This is a genomic window from Deltaproteobacteria bacterium PRO3 (assembly GCA_030263375.1).
Classification (GTDB): domain Bacteria; phylum UBA10199; class UBA10199; order DSSB01; family DSSB01; genus DSSB01.
This window is the reverse complement of the sequence record SZOV01000054.1, coordinates 1-23,112: the sequence shown is the minus strand read 5'-3', so window position 1 is coordinate 23,112 and position 23,112 is coordinate 1. Positions and strand designations below refer to the sequence as shown.

Genomic DNA, 23,112 nt, shown 5'->3' with positions numbered 1-23,112 from the left:
CAGGACGAGGTCGATGCGCGAGGTCTCGGGCTGACCCTCGACCGTGATATGGAGCCCCGGCGGCTGCTCCTGTCCCGGCGGCGGCTGGTTGTCGGGGTTGGCCGCGCCGCAGTTTTCCGGCAGGGCGTCGAGCTTGCCGACGAAGCGCGCGGTGAGCGCGCCGCCCGCGAGGATGTCGTTGAGCGGCACCAAGGGAGAAAAATCCCCCGGCAGGGTGACGCCGAAGACCAGCGTCAGGGAAAGATCGTTGCGGTCGAGGGGCTTGCCCTGCTCCGGAATGGAATTGAGGTTGCCGGTCGCCGTCACCGGGCCCGTTTGCAGGCGGATCCCGCCGATGACGGTCTCGCCCTCGAGTAGCCGCTCGGTCGTTCCCTTTTGCAGGACCTCGAGGGTGAATTGCATGCCTTCGATGGCCAACTCGCCCGAGGCCGGATCCAGGCGCCCCGCGGCCCGGCTGCCGTGCACCCCGCCGAAGCGCAGGTCCGCGCTGTTGCTCAGACGGGTCAGGATGATGTCGGGAAATTTCTCGCCGAGGATCGCGACCTCCTCGCCGTTCACCTGGATGGGGATGCTGGGAATCGCGATGGGGTTGGCATCCAAGACCTCCAAGGCCTCGCTCGCGGGCTTGGCGCTGACCTTGAGCTGGAGCATGGACTGGAAGTTGACGAAGCACTCGGTGCCGCCGTCGCCGGGGCCCGGCGCGCCCGGTGCGGGCGGCTGAGGCTCTTCCAAGATCTGCGGATTGGAATTGGACTCGCAGGCCGACAGGGCCAGGATCCAAAGGATCCCCGCCACGGCGCAACGCCCCGCGCTCTGCACGAATCGCATCGACATATCTAGCCCCCGGAAGGCTATCAATTCTGTTGAAAAGAATTTCATTTCCGCCGGAATAAATCCGGCTTCATCCACCGCCCAAGAATCCTTCGGATTTTCGGGACCCGCCCATCCGCCTGCGGCGGCTGGGCCCGAAACCGGTGACTTTTCAACAGACAGCCCGGAGCCGTTCCCCCTTGTCCCACGGCCGGCCCCGAAGTCATGGACTTATCTAAAGAAATTTTCGTCGGCCCGCGCCAAGAGTTGCGGGGTGAAACGCGGAAAAACCCGCGAGGAAATGTAAGAATTTCCTTAGATTTTTCCGGGAAATTTCTGGGATAATGCCCCTTGTCCAAGGAATAAAAAGGAGGCCCGCCATGACCTACGTCGTCACGGAGCATTGCGTTAAATGCAAGTACACCGACTGCGCCGTCGTCTGCCCCGTCGAGGCCTTCCACGAGGGCCCGGAGATGCTCTACATCAATCCGGCCACCTGCATCGACTGCAACCTCTGCGTCGCCGAGTGCCCCGTCGAGGCGATCTACGCCGAGTCGGAGGTCCCGAAGAAGTACCAGGCCTGGATCGAGGTCAACGCCAAGGAATGCGAAAAATACCCCACCATCGCCGAAAAGAAACCCGCCCTCCCCGGCGCCCTGACCTTGGAGCAGTGGAAGGAAATCGACGCGAAGCGGGAGGCGGGCGGGTAGTAACTTGATAATAATATTGTGATCCGAACCCGACGCGCCTAAAGCCTTTTCCCACTCGATTCAAGGCGGAGGAGACTGTTCTATTAACGCACGACCGGACCGAAATCGGGCACCATCAACTCCGAAAAACCCAATATTGACTCTCATAGGCCGGGGCATTTATTCCGAATTGGTTTTAGCGGCAAAGGGGAAAAATCCCGCATTGCAATCCCCGAATAAACTGGGCATTTTTGCAAATTTGAAAAAGGAGAAAAAAACCATTCTTACTGATTTTATTCTTGGTTATCGCTGATTACATTAGGACAAACGTCATGACCATCAATGCCGTAGAGACTATTAAACCTCACATCATTGAATTTAACCGTATTACCGCAGGCATTGCCATCTAAAAATATTCCAATGGGATTATTTTGACTGATATTTTCCGTAATGCTGTTTTCATCTCCGAATACTTTCACACCGCTCCCCTCTGAAACTTGCTTAATAGTATTTCTATAAACCTCGTTTTTTCCAGAAGTGGGAGAAAGGTAAATAAACGCCCCTGTCATCACGTTGTTTCTTATATGATTGTTGCTACTCGAGGAGATCACGACGCCATGATTCAAACCCGTTCCTTCGAAAGTGGAATTCTCCACTGAATTATCGCTCCCATTTCTAATGCTAATATAACCGTCATCATGATATAATCCATAAAATCTAGTGGATAACACCTTTGAATACCGACTATTATCAATAACCAGGCCCTCTCCGTATTCGCCGCCTATTACCATGTTTTTAACGGTGTTCTTTTCTCCACCATTAATTCTGACGATCGCACTCCCACTTGAAAAAACATTCAACCCGACAAGTGTTGCATTTGACACATTGTCAAACAAAACGGAATTTCCAATGGTTGCGTTGTTTAAACTCACGCCTTCGGCCAATATTTCGATCGGCAACGAATCTGTATTTGCCCCAATAAACAATTTGGCTTTTTCATAACTCCCTGGACAGATCTTGACACTCTGTCGGACAGTGACCGTATCATTATTTTTTAACGGAATAATTTTGGAATTAAAATCATCGCAATCGATATCTGCATAAAATCCATCTCCATCGGCGTCTATTTGGGAGGGATCCTTCATCCCTCCGTCGGGAGGAACATCACCGGAGTCAGATCCACCATAGCCGTCGTTAAGATCATCTCCTCCGCAACCCGCAATCGACAATAAACCCCAAGGAGAAAATAACCATGGGGATTGTTTCTGCCATTCTTTCTCTGAAGAACTCACCGAAAAGGCATCCCTCAATATTTGATTCCGAGAAACCGGAAGATAATTGTCATGTAAAACTCGAGGGTCATCTTCCCTAACCGGCAGATTTTCGGCGGAGAAAACACTATCGATGATTGAGTAGATTCTGAAAGAGACGTCTCGAAGGATGGATCGAATATCCATTGTGCACCCCTTTGATTAATTGAAGAAGCTAACTCACCCGGTAAGGTCTCATCGTTGGTTCTAATATCAAGTTGCTGTATTTTTTCAAAAAATAAATCCTCGGATTGCCTTGAGTAGCCTTAGATAAGAAATAAATAAAAAATCCCCCGCCGCTGGCGCGACGGGGGATTTAGGATCTACTTCTTTCTAAATGTTAATTGCAGCTCGCGCCGTCCTTGCACATCCGGCCTTGGATGGCCAAGTAGATGCGGCTGTTGTCCATGAAGACCGGCGTGTCCGCCTCGACCGAGCGGGGCTTGAACTGCCCGACGCCGACCACCACGACGTCGTAGATATCTTCACTTCCGGGCCTCAGAGAAAGGGGCTTGCCTTGGAGGTATTTTCCGTCGGAGGTGAGGTAACATTTCATATGCGGATGCTCCGCGGGGTCATCCGGGCAGGGATCTCCCAGGCGATCGGCGCGGCTCGCTACACTGAGGTCGCTGCGGCTGATTCTGGGATCCGGCACCAGGAGTAAATCGCCGTCCTCCTTCTTGTCGAGGATCAGCGTCGTCAAGGAAAGATCCAAGGTGGTGTCGAGAATATTGTCGTTCGGATAACCCAGGCCGGGGTTGCTGGGGGGCCAGACGCCGCCTACGTTCCCGTGGTATGGATTCTGGATGCGCAACTTAAGGTTGGGAATCGTCATGTTCCCGGTCTCCTCGTCGTAGACACCCTCACTATTCTCACTGACACCGATATTGAAGTAGAAGAAGGCGCAGTCTCCGGCTTGGTAGGCCACGTTGATCGGGTCCGGCTCGTTGCACATCGACGAATCGTCGCCCGGGACCAGACCGGAGCCCTGGGCATTAAAGATGCGAAGGGCTGAACGGCGCTGGGCGAGCGTGGCGGTGAGCGGGTCGAAATCGATCGGAATGATTTCCACCGGCTGCACCTCTTCCTCGTTAATATCACTAAACTCTAAGGTCTGCGGTTGCGGAGCCTGATCTTCCAGTCCTGGCTGTCTAAAATCGAGCGACTCGACCGGCTTGGTCTGCAGCGCGTTGTCGATGAAGGCGACCAAGAAGTCGATCTTCAACTTGTAGGTGCCGAGGATGGGATCGACGCCGACCGTTCCCTCGAGATCGAAGGTCAAATCGGTCTGCGCCGTTGAACCCGCCTTGGTCAGGTGAACGATCAATTTACCCTTGTCCACGGCGCCGGAGGCGCTGGGATTGTAGGCGATGCTGAAGGCGGTCGTGCCGGGCGAGTCGACCGTGCCCGGGCCCACCGTGGTGGCCGCGGGTCCGGTGACCGTGAAGGCCGGGCCCTCCTCCACCGTGATGGCGAGGTTCTGCCAGGTGTCGCCGCTGGTGTTTTTCACGACGAATTCCTGGGTGAAGGGCTTGGGATCGCTGTCCTTCAGGGAAAATTTAACCAGACCTTTGTTGCGGATGTTTTTCTTGGAAACGACGCCCGCCTTCACCTTCGAGATGCTGAGCGAGTCGCGACTGTCGGGCTCGGCCTTGCCCTTCAAGCCCAGGGCAAAGCTCTTGCCGTCATCGTACTCGATTACCAGCGAGCCGGTGTCGCCCGGCGCCGTCGGCGTCGCGGCCGGCGTGGCCGCGGGGGTCGCCGCGGGAGTGGCCTCCGGGGCCGCTCCGCCGGTCGGGGCGGTGAAGTTGTAAGGGACGTACATCAGCGGGAAGCTGATCTTCGCGTCCGGACTCCCGGCGGGCAGCTTGCATACGCCGCTCAAGAATTGCTTGCCGGCCACCGTCACGGTCTCGCAGCTGGCGCCACCCGAGACGCTGATCGAGCCGCGCACGAACTCGCTGCCGCCGCTGCAGAGCGGATCCTTGCCGTCGACGTCGGTATCGGCGGGCTGGCCGATCTTGAGCTTGCGCTCGCCCTCGGCCTTGTTGGTAATGGTGATCAGCTTGGTCAGGGCGCCGCGGTTGGAGGCCTCGGAACAATCCAAAATGGTCTTGCCGCCGGAATTGGTGACCAGGACGAGGGTCGAGCCGAAGTCGACCGAGCCGACGTTGGCCGCCGAGCCATCGGAGATCGCGAACTCGCTGGGGCCGCCGCCGGAGCCGGAACCGCCGCCGGGCGTGCCGCCGCCGCCCGCGGTGCAGTTCTCGGGCAGCTGGTCCAAGGTGCCGTCGAGAGTCGCCGTCAGGGCGCCGCCGCCGATCGGGCCGGACAACAAGCCCGCGCTGGTCGGGACCGTCATCCCGGCAACCAACTTGAGACTCTTATCGGACTTGTCGAGCGGTTTTCCGGTCTCTTCGATCGGGTCGTGATTTCCCGTGGCGGTGATGGATTCGGTGGTGAAGGTCACCGCCGGAAAGTTGTCGACCGTGCCAAGCTCGTTAGTCGTCCCCTTGGCAACGATCTTGATGAAAAACTTAAAGCCGCTGATCTCGATTTTTCCCGTGGCCGGATCATAGGTGCCCGTACCCTTGTTGCCGGAGATCTTGCCGTTGACCAATAGGTCCGCTTGGGTGCTGAGCGAGGTGAGCAAAATGTCGGGGAAAGTTTCCCCTTCCATGGTCAGGTTGTTGCCGCTGACCTTGATCGGGATCGGATCGATGTCGACCGGTTTGGCGTCGAGCTTGACGGTGGCCGTCGAGTCGACCTTCAACTGCATCGTCCCGTTGAAGTTGACGACGCAGTCGTTCGACCCGCCCGGGGGCGGGTTGGTGCCGGGGTTGGCGCCGGGAGGAGGGTTGTCGCTGGGATCGACCAGGGTGAAGGGCTTGTCCGCGCCGCCGCAGGCGACCAGAAACTGGCCGACCAACAGCATCACGAAAGTCGATCGAAAGAAACGTTTTCGCAGGGCTGAAAACGTCATGGGCTTACCTCCCTAGAGTGCGTTCACGCGGTTACTATTGCCCCTCGGTTTCTGTAAAGTTCAAACCCACATAGGCCAGAATATCGAGATACAGCCGGCTGTCGTCGATGAAGACGGCTGGGATATGCGAGAGCGTCGACGGGTCGTTCGGGTCGATCTTGCCGATATCCAGCGAATCGATGCCGAAATCGGGCAGGAGCGGCGTGGGATTGCCCGAGGCGTCGGCCTTGCCGGCGAACTCTTCCGGAATCGGAATCATGATCTCGTTGAAACGCTCGCAGGGGCTTGCCAAGGCACCGGTCAAGGTGGTGTTCCAGTCGTCTGCCAGGGTGCTGTCGGACTTACCCGTGTTGTTCTCGAGCACCTGAATCGAGGAGATGAAGATCGGGTTCGTCTCGCTCAGGGTGTTGGGCACCAGGCGCAACTGGATCTTGGTCTTCTCCGGCGGATTCGGGTTGGTCAGGAAATCCGCTGCGGAGGCCACGCGCTTGAAGCCCTTGATCTCGCCGTGGGCCATCAGGTTGACTTTGATGCGGTAGAGCGGCTTGGGATTGTCCGCGTTTTCCACCGTGACGTCCTGATAGGAGACGATATTGCCGTTCTTGGCCGGAATCTTGACGATGCTCGCGGCCGGGCATTCCTCACCCGAAGCCAGGTTCTCGATGGGCACGAGGGTCTTCACCTCCGGCCCCACTTTGCAAAGACCCTTGGCCTCGAGGGTGGGATTGTAAGTGGTCGGGATGACCTTTTCGCAGTAGGTCTTTACGCCGCCCATGCTTTCCGGCACCGGGGCCGTGCGGTAGACCGCCAGCTCGATGTTCGGCAGGGTCAGTCGGAAATAACGGCCTTTGGGATCGACGATAGAATTTTCCCCGGGACCGCGTCCGGGCGTGGTGTCCGGCGTGGGGCTGGGTTGGGGCGTCGCGCCGGGCGCAGGCTTCTGCACGACGGTTTGGGCCATCAGCTGAACTTCTTCCTGAGTGAGGAAGGTCAGCATCGGAGAGACCCGCTTGTCGCTGCGCACGCGGAGCAACAGGGGCACCTGCTTGTCGAGGTCGTCCTTGCGACCGTCGAGGTTGGCGTCGATGTCGTTGGCCAAGCGGCTGTCGTTGCCGCCCTGCGGAGCCAGGGACTTGTTGGGCGTGATCTTGTTGGTCGAATAGAAGTTGGCGTCGACGTCCAAGTCGATCAAGCCGGCCAGGTTGGCCGCCGAGAAGATCTGGCTGAACACGTCCTCGCCCAAGCCGATCGCGACCTGGTGGTTCTCGGTGGTGTTGTTGGTCGTGGGCTCCGGCTCGCCCGGCGCGGCCCAGCGCGAGACGGCGGCGATGATGCCGTCGCTGAAGTCCGAGGCCAGCTTGGTCAGGGCGCTGGGGCCTGGGTTGAAGCGCAGCGGGGCGTTGACGATGTGGATGCCGTCGGAGTCGAAACGGATGTCGCCCTTCAAAATATTATAGGCGATGTCCAAGGCCACCGATTTCCCGAAGAGATTGAATTGGAACGGCAGACGGAAGATGTTTTGGTTATAACCGGTCAACTTTTCCAGATCCGCGACCGCCTTGCCGAGCGCACCGGAATTCGTATTGTTAAGACCCTCTTCCACGCCGCATAAGAGCGTGCCCTGAAGGATATTATTGAACTGCGTAAGCAGCAGACCCTGCTGCCAGTCGAGCAGCTCCAAGCCCGCGGCCAATGGGTTTCGGCTGCTGTCGACGTAAAGCGGACGTCCCAAGGGACCGTCGCCCACGATATCGATGAGCTTCACGTCGGGGATTTTGACCAGGTCCAGTTCCTTAAAGCCGCGGCTCTTCTCGATGAAGCGGAGTCCCACCTTGATGTCCAAGCGCGCGATCGTGAACCGAATGGGGATGAATCCGAGATCCTTGCCATTGAAGGTATTTCCGCTATCCACGGCGGCGCGAAGGTCGGCGTCCCCGTGCATGCCGTTGATGCGCAGCCCCAGATGCAACATGCCGTCGCTGGCCGTGGTGATCTCGGTGACCTCGATCGCGGGGTTCTCTTCCGAGGGATTGTCCGGACCTAAGGTGAAGCTATCCTCGAGGAAGTTGATGGTCGTATCGCCGTTGCTGCTGGTCGGCGTATCCGTCTCGCGGCAGGTATAGCCAGGGGTGTTGTCGGTCTTCTTGAACGTCGCCATGATCAGGTCTTTGGTCTTAGGCCGGTTCAAAAACTTCACCAACAAGTCTTTCACAGGGCCCTCGACGAGGCGCTTGTCGACTTCAAGGTTCAGCCCGCGGTGGGTGAAGGTATCGGCGCCGGCGATCTGCCCGTTTTCCGCCAGCTTCATCGGAACGCCGTAGGCCAAGGCCCCCGCGACGTAGGACGAGGACTTCGTCTGCTCGTTGCTGGGCCGGATCTGGTCCACCGAATTGATCTCGTAGATATTGATCCCGAAGCGCGGCTCGAGCTTGACGGTGAAAATACCCTGCGTCGCGTCGTAGAGGACCTTGTCGTTGCCGACGATCTTGGTTCCGTTGAGGTAGACGTCGGGCGTGAAACCCAGCTGGCCGGTCTTGCAGGTGTCGCCGATCGAAGGCAGGGTCGCGCCTCCGCCGGCGCTTCCGGTGACCTTGCTGGGCACGAAGGTGTAGCAGAATTGCAGGTCGACCGTCTGGCCGCTTTCGGCGCTCTGCGCCACCACGCCGTCCTTCTCCGGCTTGATCAGCTTGATCCGCGGGCCGCCGTCGGCGTTGAAGATCGTGAAGGTCACCACCGAGGGTTCCGGAGCCGCGTCGCCGAGCAGCTGGTCGAGGGCCGGGCTGCGGGCGGTCACCTTGATCTTGTTGACGCCCTGGTGCAGGGGCACGACGCCGGTGAAAAAGACGTCGCTGCCCTCTTCGCTGGGCAGAGCCACGACCGAGGATTGCAGCTCGTCGTTCTCGTTGGAGTCGTCAAACTTGACCTGGATGCCGGCCCCGCCCGCGGTGAGCAGTTTCACCTTCACGTTGAGGAAGTCGGAGGCGATGACGGCGTTGTTCTCGACCGGATCGGTCTCATGGCCGGCCTCGGCCAGCTTGTTGATGGGGCTGGGCACGGCGTTGACAAATTCGATCTCGGGGGCCTCGATGCGCGTCCCGTTGACCATGATGGAAGCCAGCTCGTTGCCGGCGCCCTCGTTGATGACGCGGAAGGCGCTGACCACGATGGTGAACTTGCCGGCGCCGGTCAGGCCGACGGCCGCGGAAAATTTGCCGATGTTGGGATCGGTGGTCGCCTGGACGTCGCCGGGCATGATCGGAATCTCGGCGGAGGCGCCGCCGCCCGAGTTGTTGAAGACGCTGACGACGATGACGGGGTCGTTGGGACCGAACACCGCGAGCTGATTCAAGTCGATCTTGCCGATCACGTCGACGCCGGGATGGACGGTCTCGAAACCGGTCTCGGGCGAGTCGAGGCAGAGGAAGGTGCTGGTGGGGTCGCAGCCGGCCTCGGCCGACTCGAGCGCCATCACGCGGTATTGGACGGTCGAGCCGTCCGGGGCCCGTTCGGTTCGCGCCTTCGGGGCGCCGGGCTTCACGTAGAGGATCGGCGCGGTGCGGCCGAGCAGGGTGTTGTAGAAACCGTGGCCGTTGCCGCCGAGGCTCTGCGAGGGGTCGACCTGATAGGTCTGGTAGATGCGCTCCTTCAGCGGGTCGCTGAACTCGTCATAGGCCTCTTTGCCGTTGAAGAAGTTTTCCGCGGTGTTGGGCCCGACGCCGGCGTCTTCGGTGTTTTTCGCGTCTTGGGAGCCGGGGGGAGGAACATTTTCGTGGATATTGGGCTGGATGTCGGCGGGGGAACTCGGGGAGCTGGGGTTGGCCTGGACGTCGACTTCGTCGTCTTTCCCCGAGCCGCAGGCCGACAAGGAAATCAGGGCCATCAATGTCACCGCCACCAGCGCCGAATTTCTATTTCGCAGATTCATTACCGAACTCCCCTGCAACGAGAATCTCTGGACGTGCCTCTCCTAAAGGTCTTCTCGGTGCCTTCCAAGCAAAGTTGCTAAAGGTTTACAAGGATTTTACGTGGAATTTCGGGGGGTTATTGCGCGGTGCGTTGATATTTCCCACGCAGCCGGAAAAAAGCGGGGCTTGGGAATATCGTCCCTGAAATGGAGTGCTTCCGTTGGGCGGCCAAAAGGCTATATTTTTCGAGAAAAACGCTTAGAACCTGCCTCCGACCAAGACGCTACCCCCGCCAGGATTGATGCCGACGTTGAAGTGAATGTCTTCGACCAATGCCGTCGACTTATCCTTCTTGCCTCCGGCGGTCTTGGAGCCGGCATCCGCCTTCGGAACGAAGAGCGGCTGCAAAAGCCTCGTCACGCCCCAGCTCAACAATGCCCCGCTCGAGGCGGACATGACGTACTCATTCTCGATATCAGTCATGTTTTGGGGACCCGCATCGATACCCGACTTGAAATACTCGCTTTTGCGTCCATGAAAACTACAACGGAACAAGGTGCCGGAATCGCCGCAAGACCCACCCGACAGTGGCGCGGAGAATAAGAATCCCAATAAGCCAAGTCCCGTCGCGACCCCGCTTGTTGCGAAAAACCGAGTCAGATCCGGGTCGCTGATATCGCCCGCAATGCCCGATGCATCGATGGCCGACAAGGCAAACTCGGCCGGAAACAGCTTCAAGTTGAGCTTGCCGGCTCTGCCGGAGAAATCCGTAACCGAACCGGGATCCTTGACGAATTCTTCAATAGTCTGATTGACGGGCGGGTCCGCCTTCGCGGTCGCCGCGCGGTAGATATTGGCTCCTAAGAGCAAGGCATCTCCGCCCAACATCAGGCCACGCAATATCCAGGAATCATCACGGCGCCAGATTTCCCCGCGCAATTGAGCGTTTCGCGCCATGAAAAAGCCATCCTGGAGGCTGTAAAGGAGCAGCCCCGTCGAAACCGTGTCGAATTGCTGCTGGCTGGCCGGGATGCCGAGGGGCCAAAAAGTGCCGAAGAAAACCTGCGTATTCGCGAAGGCCGGGATATCCTCGCGCCGGTTGAAATTGATCATCTGCCCGGTCCAGAGGTTACCGATCTTGGCAACACCCTCTCCGGGACGGAACGGCTTGGAAAGGTCCTCACGGGTCTCCCGCTCGGGCATCCCGTTGATGTAGTACCTGCCGGAGACGCCGAACCAACGCAGCGGGCTGCGCGCGAACATCGCGCTCGTGGTCGCCAGGGGATTCGATTCATTGCCTCCGGGAGTGGCGAGGAGATTCTGGTTGTTCCCCAAGGTGATAAAAGTCTCTTGGTGGTTAAAAAAGGAGCTGAATCCCAGCTCAAAACGGCCCGCGATCGGAATATTGATGTCGCTCTCGCGGAAGAGGTGGAGGCGGACCAAGGGCCCGGGCGCCTCGATGCCGCTCTTTTGTCCGGCATGGTTGGCAACTCCGGTCAACTCGAGGCCCAAACCGGAGCGTTCGTGCGAAGCCGAGTAGGGATTGACCAATCCGAAATCCAGACCGATGCGATAACCGTCGCCGGGCTTGAAATCGTCGCCGGGGATCCCCCGGGCCTCGAACATGCCGCCGTTCAGGCGCACCATCCCGACCCACTTCCCCATCGGGAAGTCCACGGTCGGCTTCAAGGTGAAATAAGATTTTTCCGCGGCCAAGGCAGAGAGCGGAATGCCCGCGGCATCGAAAATCGCGAGGGGAACGCTGTCGTTTTGGAACTCCAGACCGACGGCCAGCGTTTTTTTCGGATCAATCTCCACGGGCTTGCCGCCTTCGGCGCCCTTGTCCCCTTTCCCCTCCTTGGGTTTTTCGGCGACCGGATCGGCGGGCGCGGCCGGCAGGTTTTCTTTAAGTTTTTTCGCCTGGTCGACGTTTCCCTCGGCCTGGAATTGCCCCAGGATCCGGTGCATGTTTTTCAATACGACGGTATTGACGGGATCCGCCTTGAACTCCGAACTCGCGGCCCACTCATCCACTGCCGCCTTCAATTTCTGCGGGCTCACCTCGGAATCGCGGTTCATGAAACGCGTGAATAGATCCAGAACAGCGTACAACTTGTAATTGTTGACGCGAAAATCGCGGTCCTCTTCCCACTTTTTCTGGAGGTGCGCGGGATCGGAGGCATTCGTGGGGTCGAGGAAGAATTCGGAGTTCTTCAGGTATTGCTTGCGTTCTTCTTTGGGATCGACGCTGGGCGAAACGCCACCGCTGCCGACCGGTTTGACGCCATTAGGCGGGCTCATGGGACCTCCGAGTCAATGCGACGGGGAGGTCACCAAGGAGGAGTACACCCCTGATGATCTTGTGCCCCCATCATCTGAAAAACTTCTCGGAACAAACGGCGGAAGGTTGCTAAGATCTTTCGGAAATGACTTGGGAAATCAGCAGGTTATGGCACGGCATGTCATGACGAAGGAGCGATTATTGTTGTTATTTTCCGCCGGCTTATCGGTAACGCCTCTCGCAAAGATCATTGCGGCTGCAAGGGCGATAATGTCGCCCGCACCAAGGCGTAAGCCAGCATCCCCAAATTGATATCCAAGGTCACCATCCCGGTGATTCCGGAGGCGGCCCCTTCCGGAATAATGTGCATCGCCGCGCCGATCCGGGCCAGCGAGGTCCCGATACGGAAGGAATGATCGCCCGAATTCCCAAAAAAGGTCCCTAGCCCAAGGTCAGCCGAAAATCCGAAGAAGAAGTGGTTGCCGGAGGGCCCCAGGTCCACCATTCCCAAAGGAACCCCGATCCGAAGGTTCCCAAATACTTGGGGGGCGCCATCTGTCCGGCGTTCCCGAAAGAATACCAAATTCAAGGAAGGCCGACCGCCGAAATGATGGGCGCGGCTCTCCGGTTCGTTGAGGTAGAACAAGTCAACCCCGCCCCCCACGCTGCCACCGGGAGGAATGATGGAAAATCCCAATTCCACACCGCCGATGAAACTTGGGGTACGGCTGCCGAAGGCTGCGCCCAATACCCCGCCCAGATCTAAGACGGTACCGCCGTAGGCGGCATCGGCAGGATTCATCTCGCGGGAAGCCGCGGCAGCGGAAGGATTGGCGATCGGGGGCGTCATAAAAACTCCTTGAACTCTTAGCGTTGAAAAATTTCTACCTTCCAGTTCCCTCGAACTAAAAAGTCCCGCCGACGGTCCCCATCAAATAGCTCTGGCCGTCGGTGTGAAGGCCCAAGGAAAGCCGCGGCGCCAAGCCGGCGGCGGGCGCGGACCCTTCGCTTCCCTCCCTGGAGCGTCGCCCCCTCGTCTCGGCGTCGCGCAGGCGTTCAGCCTCGGCATAGCGCCCGCTTAGGCCGATATAATCGATGATCCCGCTCGCACCGTAGGTGAGCAGCATGCCGCCCCAAGAGAGCCTGGCGTAGTGCCAACGTTGCGCGTCAAAGGAATACGGCGACCCCTCGATCGTCGTCCCGGGAGGAGGGGCGACGTTTCCAAGGATGCTCGCCTGCAAAAAGTTGTTCTGAATACCGCTGCCGTCGCCGCTCGAAAAGGCGAGCCCAAATCCGAGCAGGGCCAGGGCCGTATGGGCGCCCAAGTAATGGACGCGGGCCCAAATGTCGCCCGAGCGGACGGCTCGGGCGCGATCGCCGAAAACTCCGAAGGCGCCGAGCAAGCCCAGCGCGTCCCTTCCCAAAATGATCGGCAACGCGATGCTGGAGGCATGGGTCTGGATCGTGGGGATGCCCAAGCTTTGCCGTTCGTTCGCCAGCACAATGCCGGTATGAACCCCCGCTTCCGCCAGCAGGGCGCCGCTCAGCAGGATCCGCTCGACGGTGCCGCCGTGTTGCAAATCCCGGCGAATGTTGTTCGCCAAGTTTCCGTTGGCCACACCCAGGCTTAGGCCGCCGCCGACGAAGGAGCCCAGGTTTAAGAGATTGTATTGGGCGTCCCGGGCGGGCCCGTAACCGAAGGCACCCCGGGAGATCAGTTCGCGGGTGAACTCAAACCCGGCCTCTTGACGGAAGATCTCGTTTTGCTGGAAGGCGCCGATGCCGATGCGGGCCAAGTCGAAGACGATCTGAGGCGTCGTGACCGTCTCGCGCAACACCGCCTCCGGATCGGTGCCGTGTTCCGCGGGCCTATAGTCGGGCGGGGTGATGTGATAGGTCAGGTCGAATTCGAAGGGAAATCGATTTGTCGTCGGCAAATGAGTCGCCGAAGACGTATTGACGTAAGTCGTGGTGGGCAGCAGGACCCGCAGGCTCAGCTCGAAGGGCCCGTAACCCAAGCCGATCATATCCGAGTAGTTATGGAAGGAAAATTGCGCGGTGTCCCCCGAGCAGGGCGCGGCCATGCCGTCCACGCCGGTGCAGTGAGTGAAATGAATTCCCAGCCCCACGGTCTCCCGGCCGCCCAAGGTGAGATGAAAACCGTCGCGACGGTTTTGCCCGTCGTATTGCCGGAGGCCGAAGCGAATCCCGTAGCTGTTGAAATGCGCCGCCGGCGCGCCCGCCGGCGTCATGTCGAAATCCATGTTCAGGTCGGCGAAGAAATGGAAGCCGCGGAACAGGAATTCCGCCCCCGCGCTGAAGCCAAAATCGGAGGCTTGGTTGTAGCCGGGCAAGGTCTCGGCGGGCAAGGCGCGGGCCGTAATGGCGCTCAAGGCCTCGCGGTAGGCATAGTCGAAGCGCGGGGTCACGTAAATGGCGCCCAGGCGAAAAGAATCGCCGGAAGCTCCGCCGGTCGAAGTCGCCGCCGGACCCGAAGAGGCTCCCGGCGCGGCCCCGACAACCTCCGAAACCGCGCGAACTCGTGCCTGAAAATCCGCGCCCGCGTCAGCCAAGGCGGCCCTTAAATTTCTCAACACCAGGGCCTCAAGCGCATGGCGAGGGTCTCCGTCTTCCGCGATGGCACGAAAGGCGCTCAGGGACTCCCGTTGCGAGGCGGTCAATTCCGCCGTACGGCCGCGAAAAATGGCCCGCAGGGTATCCAAGGCCAGATAAAGCTCGGTATGTTGGGTCCTAAAAGGTTGGTCGTCCTGCCATTGCCGGGAATAATGCGCCGAATCCGCGGTATCGGCCGGATCTCGAAACAGATTTTCCACACTGAGGAAAGCGGGAATATCGGCGGCGGAGCTGGATGCGCCTCCCGAGCCATGACGCGCCCGGTCGGTACGTAAGGGGGGTGTCAAAGGGACCTCCTCAAAACGGTGGAAAAGAGGCCCCCTTTCCAAAGTCCTTATCGGTTCCAGAAATCACAAGTTGCGACGCGAATCTTAAGGGTCGAACGGCGCCGGCACCACGCCCCCCTCCGCGCATTTCGCACTGGTCGTGCCGCTCGCGGCGTCCTTGAAGTAATTCAGCAAAAACACCCCCTCGCCGCCGCAGGGCAGCAAGGCAAGGCCCTCGGCGTCGGTGCAGGCGGCGAATAGGGCCTCCGCCGGCGGGTCCGCGCAGGTGTTGCCCTGCTCGTCCACCAGGGCCAGGCCCTCCTCTCCCCCCGCGAAGGCCAAGGCCTGCGGCGTCGGATCGGCCGGCACCCAGACCGTCGCGCCGGGCACGGGGTTGCCCCCGGCGTCGGTCACCAACACCAGGACGTGGGCGGTGATCCCGTCCGAGGCAAGGATGCCGCCGCAGGCGGAAAAGGCCGCGGAAAGCCCCAGGGCCAAGGCGCAAAATTTAAGTGATAAAAGGACCTCTCGGGCTCGCATAGGGTCGAGCCGTCTTAAACCGGGGAGCCGAAGAGGCAAAGCGTTTTATCGTGGAAAGAATCTAAGTTGAAGCTTCGGCCTAGGGGCAGGGCACCGGCTGGCAGACCATCTTGCCGTCGTCGCCGCGGCGGCACTTTTCGCACTTTTTGGCGCTGAAAGTGCCCGGCCCGGGGGCCTTTAGCGAAACCGCGGCTCCGGCGCCGGGGACGGACAGGAGGCCCATTCCCAGCAGGAAGGCGGCCAAGGTCGTCAGCACCGTGATTTTGGGTTTCATAGGTTTTTTCTCCATACCAGGTCTATTTGGGCACAACACCCTTAAAATACAACAAGATTCTTATCGGACATCTTTTATAAACGTTACGTTAAACGTATTGGATCTTGCTGCCTCGTTGCTCCTCCCGCTTTTGCAGCTGCTGCATCCGGTAAACATAGGCCAGGACCTCGGCCACCGCATTATACAGCTCCTCAGGGATCTCCGCCCCCTCCTCCAGCTCGAAGAGGGCCCAGGCCAGGGGGACGTTACGCATGATCGGGATGCCGTTTTCCTCGGCCACCTGCTTGATCATCTCGGCAAAGGCCCGCTGCCCCTTGATCATGATCTCGGGGGCGACCATGGTCTCGCGGTCGTACTTCATCGCCACCGCGACGTGGACGGTGTTGGCGACGACGACGTCGCTGGACTTCACCGCCGCCTTCGCGTCACTGAAGGCGAACTCGCGGTGTAGCTGCTTGCGGTGCCCCTTGATGTGCGGATCGCCCTCGTCTTGCTTGTACTCGCGCTTCACCTCATCCTTGGTCATGCGCATCTGCTTCATGAATTGTTTCTTCTGCACCATGAAGTCGATCACCGAGATCACCAAAAATGCCAGAAGCACCTTGAAAATGAAGCTGAACAGGATGTCGCCGCTGATGAAGGCCGCGCCCTCGATGGGATAGGCCTCGGGCGGGATGCCCTTGGCCGCCTCGCCGATGGAGGGCATTTGCGCGGGGATCTGGATGGTCGCGGTTTGGAGGATCGTGTAGAGCTGCTTGTCGAGGGTGGAATAGGCCAGGTAAAAGATGACGATGATCTTGGCGATATTCTTGAGCAGCTCGATGAAGGTCTGCGTCTTGAACATGTTCTTGATGCCCTCGATCATGTTCAACTTCTTCATCTGCGGCTTGAGCGGCTCGAGGGCGAAGATCGACCCGACCTGCATGAAGCCGACGAATCCGGCCACCACGGCGCCGACTACGGCCACTGGAAGGATCAGCTTGGCGAAGGAGAGCAGGCAGGCCTTGCCCAAGACCCAGATCTGCGACCCGTCGATGTGCTCGTGGGAGCCGACGTAGGTGAAGCAGAGCTTCATGAGCTCGCGCAGCTCGTTCATGGCCGCGCCCATCCCCAGACAGATCACCCCGAAGATCGCCAAGAGTACGGCGATGGTGCTGACGTCCTTGCTCTTCGGCACCTGGCCCTTCTTGCGGGCCTCGCGGAGTCGCTTGGGGGTGGCTTCTTCGGTTTTTTCGCCGCTGCTCTCGGCCATTGATTAGCGATTCTGCGAGGAATTACAGGGACTTGCCTGGTTGTTTTTCAAGCAAATCCTTAGCGATCCTCACGGGGCTTAAAGCCCAATTCCCTTCAGATATCGGCAGTTTATCATAGAAGAGTTGTCACCTGTAGGGTCACAACAAGCTGGCATTAGAAACCGAATTTCGGGGCCTGGCGACCGTTGTAGGGGCCGTTCGCGAACGGCCCCTACGGATTAGGTAATGAGGACAAACACAAGACTCACCCGCGCAGCCGGGTCGCGTAGTCCCTGGCGAAGTACGAGACGATGATGTCCGCCCCCGCCCGCTTCAAGACCGTCCAGGTCTCCAGCACCGCCGCCGCCTCGTCGATGACGCCTTGCTGGGCCGCGAATTTGATCGCCGCGTACTCCCCGCTCACCTGGTAGGCGGCCAGCGGGGCGTCGAAGCGGTCGCGCAGGGCCCGGATCACGTCCAGCGAGGTCAGGGCCGGCTTCACCATCAGGATGTCCGCCCCCTCCTCCAGGTCCTGTTCGGCCTCGCGGAAGGCCTCGTGGAAATTGGAGGGATCCATCTGGTAGCCGCGCCGGTCGCCGAACTTGGGCGCCGACTCGAGGGCCTCGCGGAAGGGCCCGTAGAAAGAGCTGGCGTACTTCACCGCATAGGACAGGATCGGCAGCTGCTTGAAGCCCGCCGCGTCGAGCTCGTCGCGGACCTTCTGCACCCGCCCGTCCATCATGTCGCTGGGCGCGATCACGTCCGCGCCCGCCCGGGCCATGCTGCCGGCGATCTTGCTCAAGACCTCCAGGGTCGAGTCGTTGTCGATATGCGGCAGGTCACCGGCCTCCTGCACGAGGCCGCAGTGGCCGTGGTCGGTGTAGTCGCAGAGGCAGACGTCCGCGATCAGGAGCAGCTCGGGGATCTCCTTTTTCACCAGGCGCAGGGCCTGCTGTACCACGCCGTCCTCGCGATGGCCCCAGGAGGCCGCCGCGTCCTTCCCCTCCGGGATCCCGAAGAGCAGGACGGCCTTCACCCCGGCCTTGGCGACGGCCTCGCATTCCCGCAAGGCCTCGTCGGGGCTGAGCTGGGCGATGCCCGGCATGGCGGCGATCGGCCGCCGCTCCCGCTGGCCGGGCCGAACGAAGACCGGCATCACCAAATCGGCGGGATGGACGCGGGTTTCCCGCACCAAGTCGCGGATCGCGGGGTTTTCGCGGAGGCGGCGGGGACGGACGCTGGGAAAATGGGCCATTTTTCACTCCTCGGAGGCATTGCCTCTTGACTTGTAAACATTCGGTTACTAAGAACGGCGCGCCGGATGAAATATCGAGTTTTTACAAGGTAATACGCAACAAAATCCTGCAAACGCCGAAATTTATTCTTGGAAAATTTACGTTAATTTCAAGGCATTTGAAAAGCATTTTGCGCCAGGACGTAAATTCCTTTTGGCTTAACGGGCTGTTGAAAAACCACCGGTCTTGGGCCAAGCCGCCGCAGGCGGATTGGCGGGCCCCGAAAATCCGAAGGATTTTTGGGCGGTGGATGGAGCCGGATTCATTCCGGCGGGAATAAAAATTTTTTTCAACAGCCTCCTGTAGATTCCCGCCGGGTAAGGCCTACCGGTCCTTCGCGGGAACAGGTTTTTGAGGGAGTCATGACCAATCCACCATCGTTTCGCCTCTCCGGGGGACTCTCGCCCTCCTTGCTGCGCCGCCCCGCGGAAACCGACGCTGCGCCCTCCGCCGTGGAGCCGCGCGAGCTTGTCGCCCGCATCCAATCGCATTTCGGCGCCACCCTCAGCCCTTCGGTGCGGATGGAATTGAACGGCCTCGCCGCGGAGTCCGACGCCGGCCTGTTTTACGAGGGCTTGCTGGGCCTGGCCGGACGGGAAGAGCGGGATGACCGACTGGAATTCGCCTCGGCGATTTATTCGGCCGCCGCGGAAGCGGCGCCGAGCGCTCCCTTGCGCGAGCGCGCCCAGGCGCGGCTCGACGCCATCGTCGGCCGCGGCGCCGTCGGCAACCGCGCCGAGTTCCTGCTGCGCCGCCTGGCGCGCGACGCCTCCCACCCCTCGATGCTCGTCGGCATGGCCGGCGCCCAGGCCGTCTTCGGCCTCAGCCGCATGGCCTTCCTCTCACGGCTCGCGGCCTCCCCCACGACAAACTTTTTCACGCGGGGCTTCGGCGCCCGCGCCCTGGCCTCGACCGGGGCCTTCATGCTCGAGGCCCCCAGCTTCGTCGCCTTCACCCGCGGCGCCAACGCGGCGCTGGGCCAAGAGCAAGATTGGCGCCTGGCCACCCTCGGCCGCGAGGTCGCCGGCAGCTTCATCACGCTGGGCGCGCTGAAGACCGCGGGCGCCCTTTCGACCGGAGCCTTCAACCGTCTCCACGGCATCAACCCGCTGACCGGCCAGGCCACGCGCCTGACGGGACTGAGCGCGATTTCCCAGCGGGTCCTGCCGCAGGCGGCGATGTTCGGCGGCATCGTCCTGGGTCACAGCCTCGAGACCCGCCTCGGCATCCGCGAGCACGTCGACGGCGCGACCACGATGGTCGACTCGCTGGCGATGCTGCTGCAATTCCACGTCGGCGGGCGCCTGATGCACCACGCGATGCCGGGCGTCGCGGCCTTCAACCACGAATTGAACGTCCGCAGCGAGCTGGTCGCGCGCACCCCGCGTCCCACTCCCGAGATCTCCTCCGACGGCGTCGGCTCTCTTTTACAGCCGGCCTTGGCCGTGGCCGGCGGACCCCGTTCCGCCCTGCCCGGCCGCGAGGCCTTCGAGCCGCGGCTGCCGGATCGCGTTTTCATGACGGCGAACGGCGAAGGAAACGGGAACGGCGGCAACGGAAACAGCCTGCCGCCGCCTCCGCCCTCCAGCGGCTCGGGCTCCTTCCCCCCGGGAGGGCGGCGCAGCAACCTCTTGAGCTCCGCGATACGAAACATCCAGGCCTTCGGCGGAAAATTCAACCTGAACGCCGCGATGGACGTCGACGCGCCGCTGCGGAACCTACCCACGATGCCCCCGGCCCGCCCGGTGCGCTCGGTCCAAGAAGGCATCCGCCGCGCCCAGGCCCTGGGCCATAACCGGCGCTCGGCCGCCTTCCTGCGCTGGGGCGCGCACCAGCTCCGCTCCAACCCCGAACTGCAGGGACGTTTCCTGGACCTCATGCAGCAGGTCTTCGAATTCCAGGCCCGCCAGCGCGAGGCCTTGGATCCGGTGCTGCGCGGCCTTCCGGAGGCCGACTTCGCGGAGCTTAATCGCCTCTCGGCGGAATACACCCAAGCCCTGGAGCGGATGACCGGGAACTCCGGCCGCCACTTCGGCGAGGCCATGCTGCTGCGCCAACTCACCCGCGGCTGGGAGAGCGCCGACGTCATCCGCGCCCTCAGCGACGCCACGCTCCGCGAGGCGGGCATCGAGCCGGAGGCCCGTCACGCCGTGGCCCGCAATCCCCACTCCTTCGAGAAGGGCGAGATTTTGGCCATCCTCGAGCACCCGGCGCTGCGCGATCTCCCCGAGACCGCGCGGCTACGGACCGCAGTGGAAACCTTCCACGAAAAGCTCGCCGAGATCCGGCGCAACCTGGGCCCCGTCAAAACCGAGACGGCGACCCTGCGCCAGGAGATCGCCGACACCGAGAACATCGAAGTCCGTCAGGCCCACGAGAAAAGAATCAAGGAGCTCTCCCAGAGCATCAACTATCCCTACGCCCGCGCCACGCTCACCTTGCAGAGGGCGATGCGGGAATTCATGGCCGACGAGGTCCGCTCCCGCGCCTTCCTAATCGAGACCGCGCGGCGCAGCAGCCTGGTGCGCGGGCTGCAGGAAGCCGATTCCACCATGCTGGCACGGCACGTCCGCGAAAATCTCTCTCGCCTGACCGGCGAGGCCCGGACCGCCGCGGAGTCCTACTTAGGGAACTACGAGCAACTGGCCTCCGTCGAGGGACGCAGCGGCCTGCGCCGTTCCTTCTACTCGGCCCTGCGGGTCTTCGGCCTCGACCCCATGCCGCCGCTCGAGGTCCGCGGCCGCTACGAGCGGGCGCTGCTCGACCTCCTCCAGAAGGCGCCCCATGAGTTCTGGGAATTCGGCCCCTACGAGGTCCGCCAGATGGACCAGGCAGCCCAGGCCCAGACCGACTACTATCGGGCCCTCCATGAAAACACTTCGCGCCTGCGCGAGGGCTACGCGGCGGTTGAGAAGGCCAACGACGCCTTCTGGGAACGCTACGACCGCGAGGCGAACGGCCTCTACATCGAAGATCTGAATCTGCAGTTGATGCAGGCCACCCACATGTACGAACGCCTCCGCGCGCCGGTCCAAGAGGCGCGGTTCCGCGAGCTGAGGGACGCCGCGAGCGAGGCAATCCAACGCTTCACCGACCCCTCCACCCGCGGCGCCAACAGCCGCGAGACCAACCGCAGCCTCGAGGTGGCGCTGAAGAAGATCGCCGAGTTCCGGGCCTTCGTCCGCGCCGAGTTGCGCGCCGAGAACCACCCCGAGGCGGACTTCCGCGCGGTCAGCCCCCTGATGCTGCCCTTCGTCGACAAGATCGACAGCTCCAAGCGCACCCGCTGGACCGAGTCGCTGGGCGCGGGCTGGCCGGTGCTGTGGCGCACCTTCTTCCGCTCGATGGGGCTGTTCAGCAGTTTGGAGCGCAACGAGAGCTCCTCCGTTCTGGACCGCCACTTCCTCAACTGGGGCAGCGGCATCACGCGGGCCACCCGCTCGCGCCTGGTCGTGGACCCCCGCGTCGACCGCCTGGTCGAGGCCGAGCCCGTCGTCGCGGCCGGCAACCACAACTCCTGGCTCGACTTCCTCTACGGCGGCACGCCAGTCGCCCGCGCGGCGCAGCTGCAGGGCCGCGGCACCTCGCGCGACGCGATGCGCATCGGCGCCAAGGAAGGCCTGGGCAAGATGATCGGCCCGGTCATCGAGCGCGCCATCGAGATGCTCACCGAACCCGTCGCCGACTCGGCGCCGGAGTACGACGGCTCCGTCACCAATCTGTCCCGCGCCATGGCCTTCGGCATTTTGATGATCACCCTGATCTACGTCCTGATCAACGTCGCGTACCTGTACGTGATGCCCATCGACGACATGCTGCGCGCCTTGGGCAGGGACCAGAACAACATTGCCGCCGTGGTGGTGGTGAACCACCTGTTCGGCAATGGCGGGGCACTCATCGTCAGCGCAATGATCCTGATCTCCACCTTTGGCTGCACCAATGCCACCAGTCTGGTATCTGCACGGATCTACTATGCCATGGCGCGTGAGGGCTGGTTCTTTCCCCAGGTGGCAAGCACCCATGGCCGGTACCGCACCCCGCATCTATCGCTGATCTACCAATGCGTGTGGGCCTGCCTGCTCACGTTCTCCGGTTCATTTGACCTGCTCACGGACCTGGTGATCATCGCCGCCTTCGTGTTTTATGGCCTGGTGGTATTCGGCGTGCTGGTGCTGCGCCGGAAACAACCCTCGGCGCCGCGCCCCTACAGGGCCTTCGGTTACCCTGCGGTACCTCTGCTCTTCACCCTGTTCTGCCTGGTGCTCCTGGCGGTCACCCTGGTGGAGTCCCCCGGCAAATCGGCGGCAGGCCTGACCTTGATCCTTTCCGGATTGCCATTCTATTACCTGTGGAACAAAAAGCGAAAGCAGCGCCCCACCGCCACAATGGCGGCCCATTAGCCCACCCCACAAAGCACCCTTCCCGGCCTTGGTTCACCCCCCCCTTCCCCCAAGGCCCAAATTGGGTTTCCTTTGCACCCGCGCATGCAGGACATCCCGTTGATCGCCGAGGCCGACCAGTTTGGTGAACTGATGAGCCGTTTGGGGCAGGTACCCTGCATTGCCTTGGACACCGAGGCCAGCAGCTTCCACCGTTTCCACGAGCGTATCGGCCTGATCCAGATCTCGGACCGATCCGAAACCTGGTTGATCGACCCGTTGGCCATCCGTTCCATGGAGCCGTTGGGCGCCATACTCGGCAGCGAGGCGAGCGAGATCGTGATCCATGACGCGGATTACGACCTGCGGCTGCTCAAGCGCATGTACGGCTTCCGGGTGCGCCACATCTTCGATACGCTCATCGCCGCCGAGCTGATCAATGAGCCCGAGCTGGGCTTGGCCTCGCTGATGCTCAAGTACTTCGGGATCAAGCTGGACAAACGCTTCCAGAAGG

14 protein-coding genes are annotated in these 23,112 nt (G+C 61.1%); 3 read left to right on the top strand and 11 right to left on the bottom strand.

What is annotated here, in order from left to right:
- The coding region (locus FBR05_09480) for a hypothetical protein (protein MDL1872426.1) at positions 1-834 on the bottom strand (834 nt) is incomplete at its 3' end.
- Positions 835-1,190: 356 nt separating this feature from the next.
- On the opposite strand from FBR05_09480, the gene FBR05_09475 reads away from it, so the two are divergent.
- On the top strand, positions 1,191-1,520 hold the full coding sequence (locus tag FBR05_09475) for a ferredoxin family protein (GenBank protein MDL1872425.1): 330 nt from the start codon (positions 1,191-1,193) through the stop codon (positions 1,518-1,520).
- A gap of 272 nt (positions 1,521-1,792) precedes the next feature.
- Here FBR05_09475 and FBR05_09470 read toward each other — a convergent pair whose 3' ends face one another.
- The 10 genes from FBR05_09470 to hemB all read right to left on the bottom strand — a co-directional run bounded on the left by FBR05_09470 (position 1,793) and on the right by hemB (position 18,179).
- Positions 1,793-2,956 carry a right-handed parallel beta-helix repeat-containing protein gene (locus FBR05_09470; protein ID MDL1872424.1) on the bottom strand — a complete coding sequence of 388 codons (1,164 nt, stop codon included), beginning with the start codon at positions 2,954-2,956 and terminating at the stop codon, positions 1,793-1,795.
- Between the two features lie 193 nt (positions 2,957-3,149).
- Positions 3,150-5,792 carry a hypothetical protein gene (locus tag FBR05_09465; protein ID MDL1872423.1) on the bottom strand — a complete coding sequence of 881 codons (2,643 nt, stop codon included), beginning with the start codon at positions 5,790-5,792 and terminating at the stop codon, positions 3,150-3,152.
- Positions 5,793-5,826: 34 nt separating this feature from the next.
- Positions 5,827-9,717: a hypothetical protein gene (locus FBR05_09460; GenBank protein MDL1872422.1), complete on the bottom strand. Its 3,891-nt coding sequence runs from the start codon at positions 9,715-9,717 to the stop codon at positions 5,827-5,829.
- Between the two features lie 238 nt (positions 9,718-9,955).
- On the bottom strand, positions 9,956-11,998 hold the full coding sequence (locus FBR05_09455; GenBank protein ID MDL1872421.1) for a hypothetical protein: 2,043 nt from the start codon (positions 11,996-11,998) through the stop codon (positions 9,956-9,958).
- Positions 11,999-12,225: 227 nt separating this feature from the next.
- Positions 12,226-12,828: a hypothetical protein gene (locus FBR05_09450; protein MDL1872420.1), complete on the bottom strand. Its 603-nt coding sequence runs from the start codon at positions 12,826-12,828 to the stop codon at positions 12,226-12,228.
- A gap of 55 nt (positions 12,829-12,883) precedes the next feature.
- Positions 12,884-14,899 (bottom strand): hypothetical protein, encoded by a 2,016-nt coding sequence (locus FBR05_09445; GenBank protein ID MDL1872419.1) that lies wholly within the window; start codon positions 14,897-14,899, stop codon positions 12,884-12,886.
- Positions 14,900-14,983: 84 nt separating this feature from the next.
- The gene (locus FBR05_09440; GenBank protein ID MDL1872418.1) at positions 14,984-15,418 is read right to left on the bottom strand and encodes a hypothetical protein; all 435 of its coding nucleotides are present in this window, start codon (positions 15,416-15,418) and stop codon (positions 14,984-14,986) included.
- A 79-nt stretch (positions 15,419-15,497) separates the two neighbouring features.
- The gene (locus FBR05_09435) at positions 15,498-15,692 is read right to left on the bottom strand and encodes a hypothetical protein (protein MDL1872417.1); all 195 of its coding nucleotides are present in this window, start codon (positions 15,690-15,692) and stop codon (positions 15,498-15,500) included.
- A gap of 88 nt (positions 15,693-15,780) precedes the next feature.
- On the bottom strand, positions 15,781-16,944 hold the full coding sequence (locus FBR05_09430; protein MDL1872416.1) for an EscU/YscU/HrcU family type III secretion system export apparatus switch protein: 1,164 nt from the start codon (positions 16,942-16,944) through the stop codon (positions 15,781-15,783).
- A 245-nt stretch (positions 16,945-17,189) separates the two neighbouring features.
- Entirely contained in the window at positions 17,190-18,179 is a 990-nt protein-coding gene (hemB, locus tag FBR05_09425) for a porphobilinogen synthase (protein ID MDL1872415.1), read from the bottom strand.
- Positions 18,180-18,581: 402 nt separating this feature from the next.
- On the opposite strand from hemB, the gene FBR05_09420 reads away from it, so the two are divergent.
- Complete coding sequence (locus FBR05_09420; GenBank protein MDL1872414.1) at positions 18,582-22,619, top strand: amino acid permease; 4,038 nt, start codon at positions 18,582-18,584, stop codon at positions 22,617-22,619.
- 72 nt (positions 22,620-22,691) lie between these two features.
- Positions 22,692-23,112, top strand: a 421-nt coding sequence (locus tag FBR05_09415) for a ribonuclease D (GenBank protein ID MDL1872413.1), incomplete at its 3' end; no start/stop codon positions are given.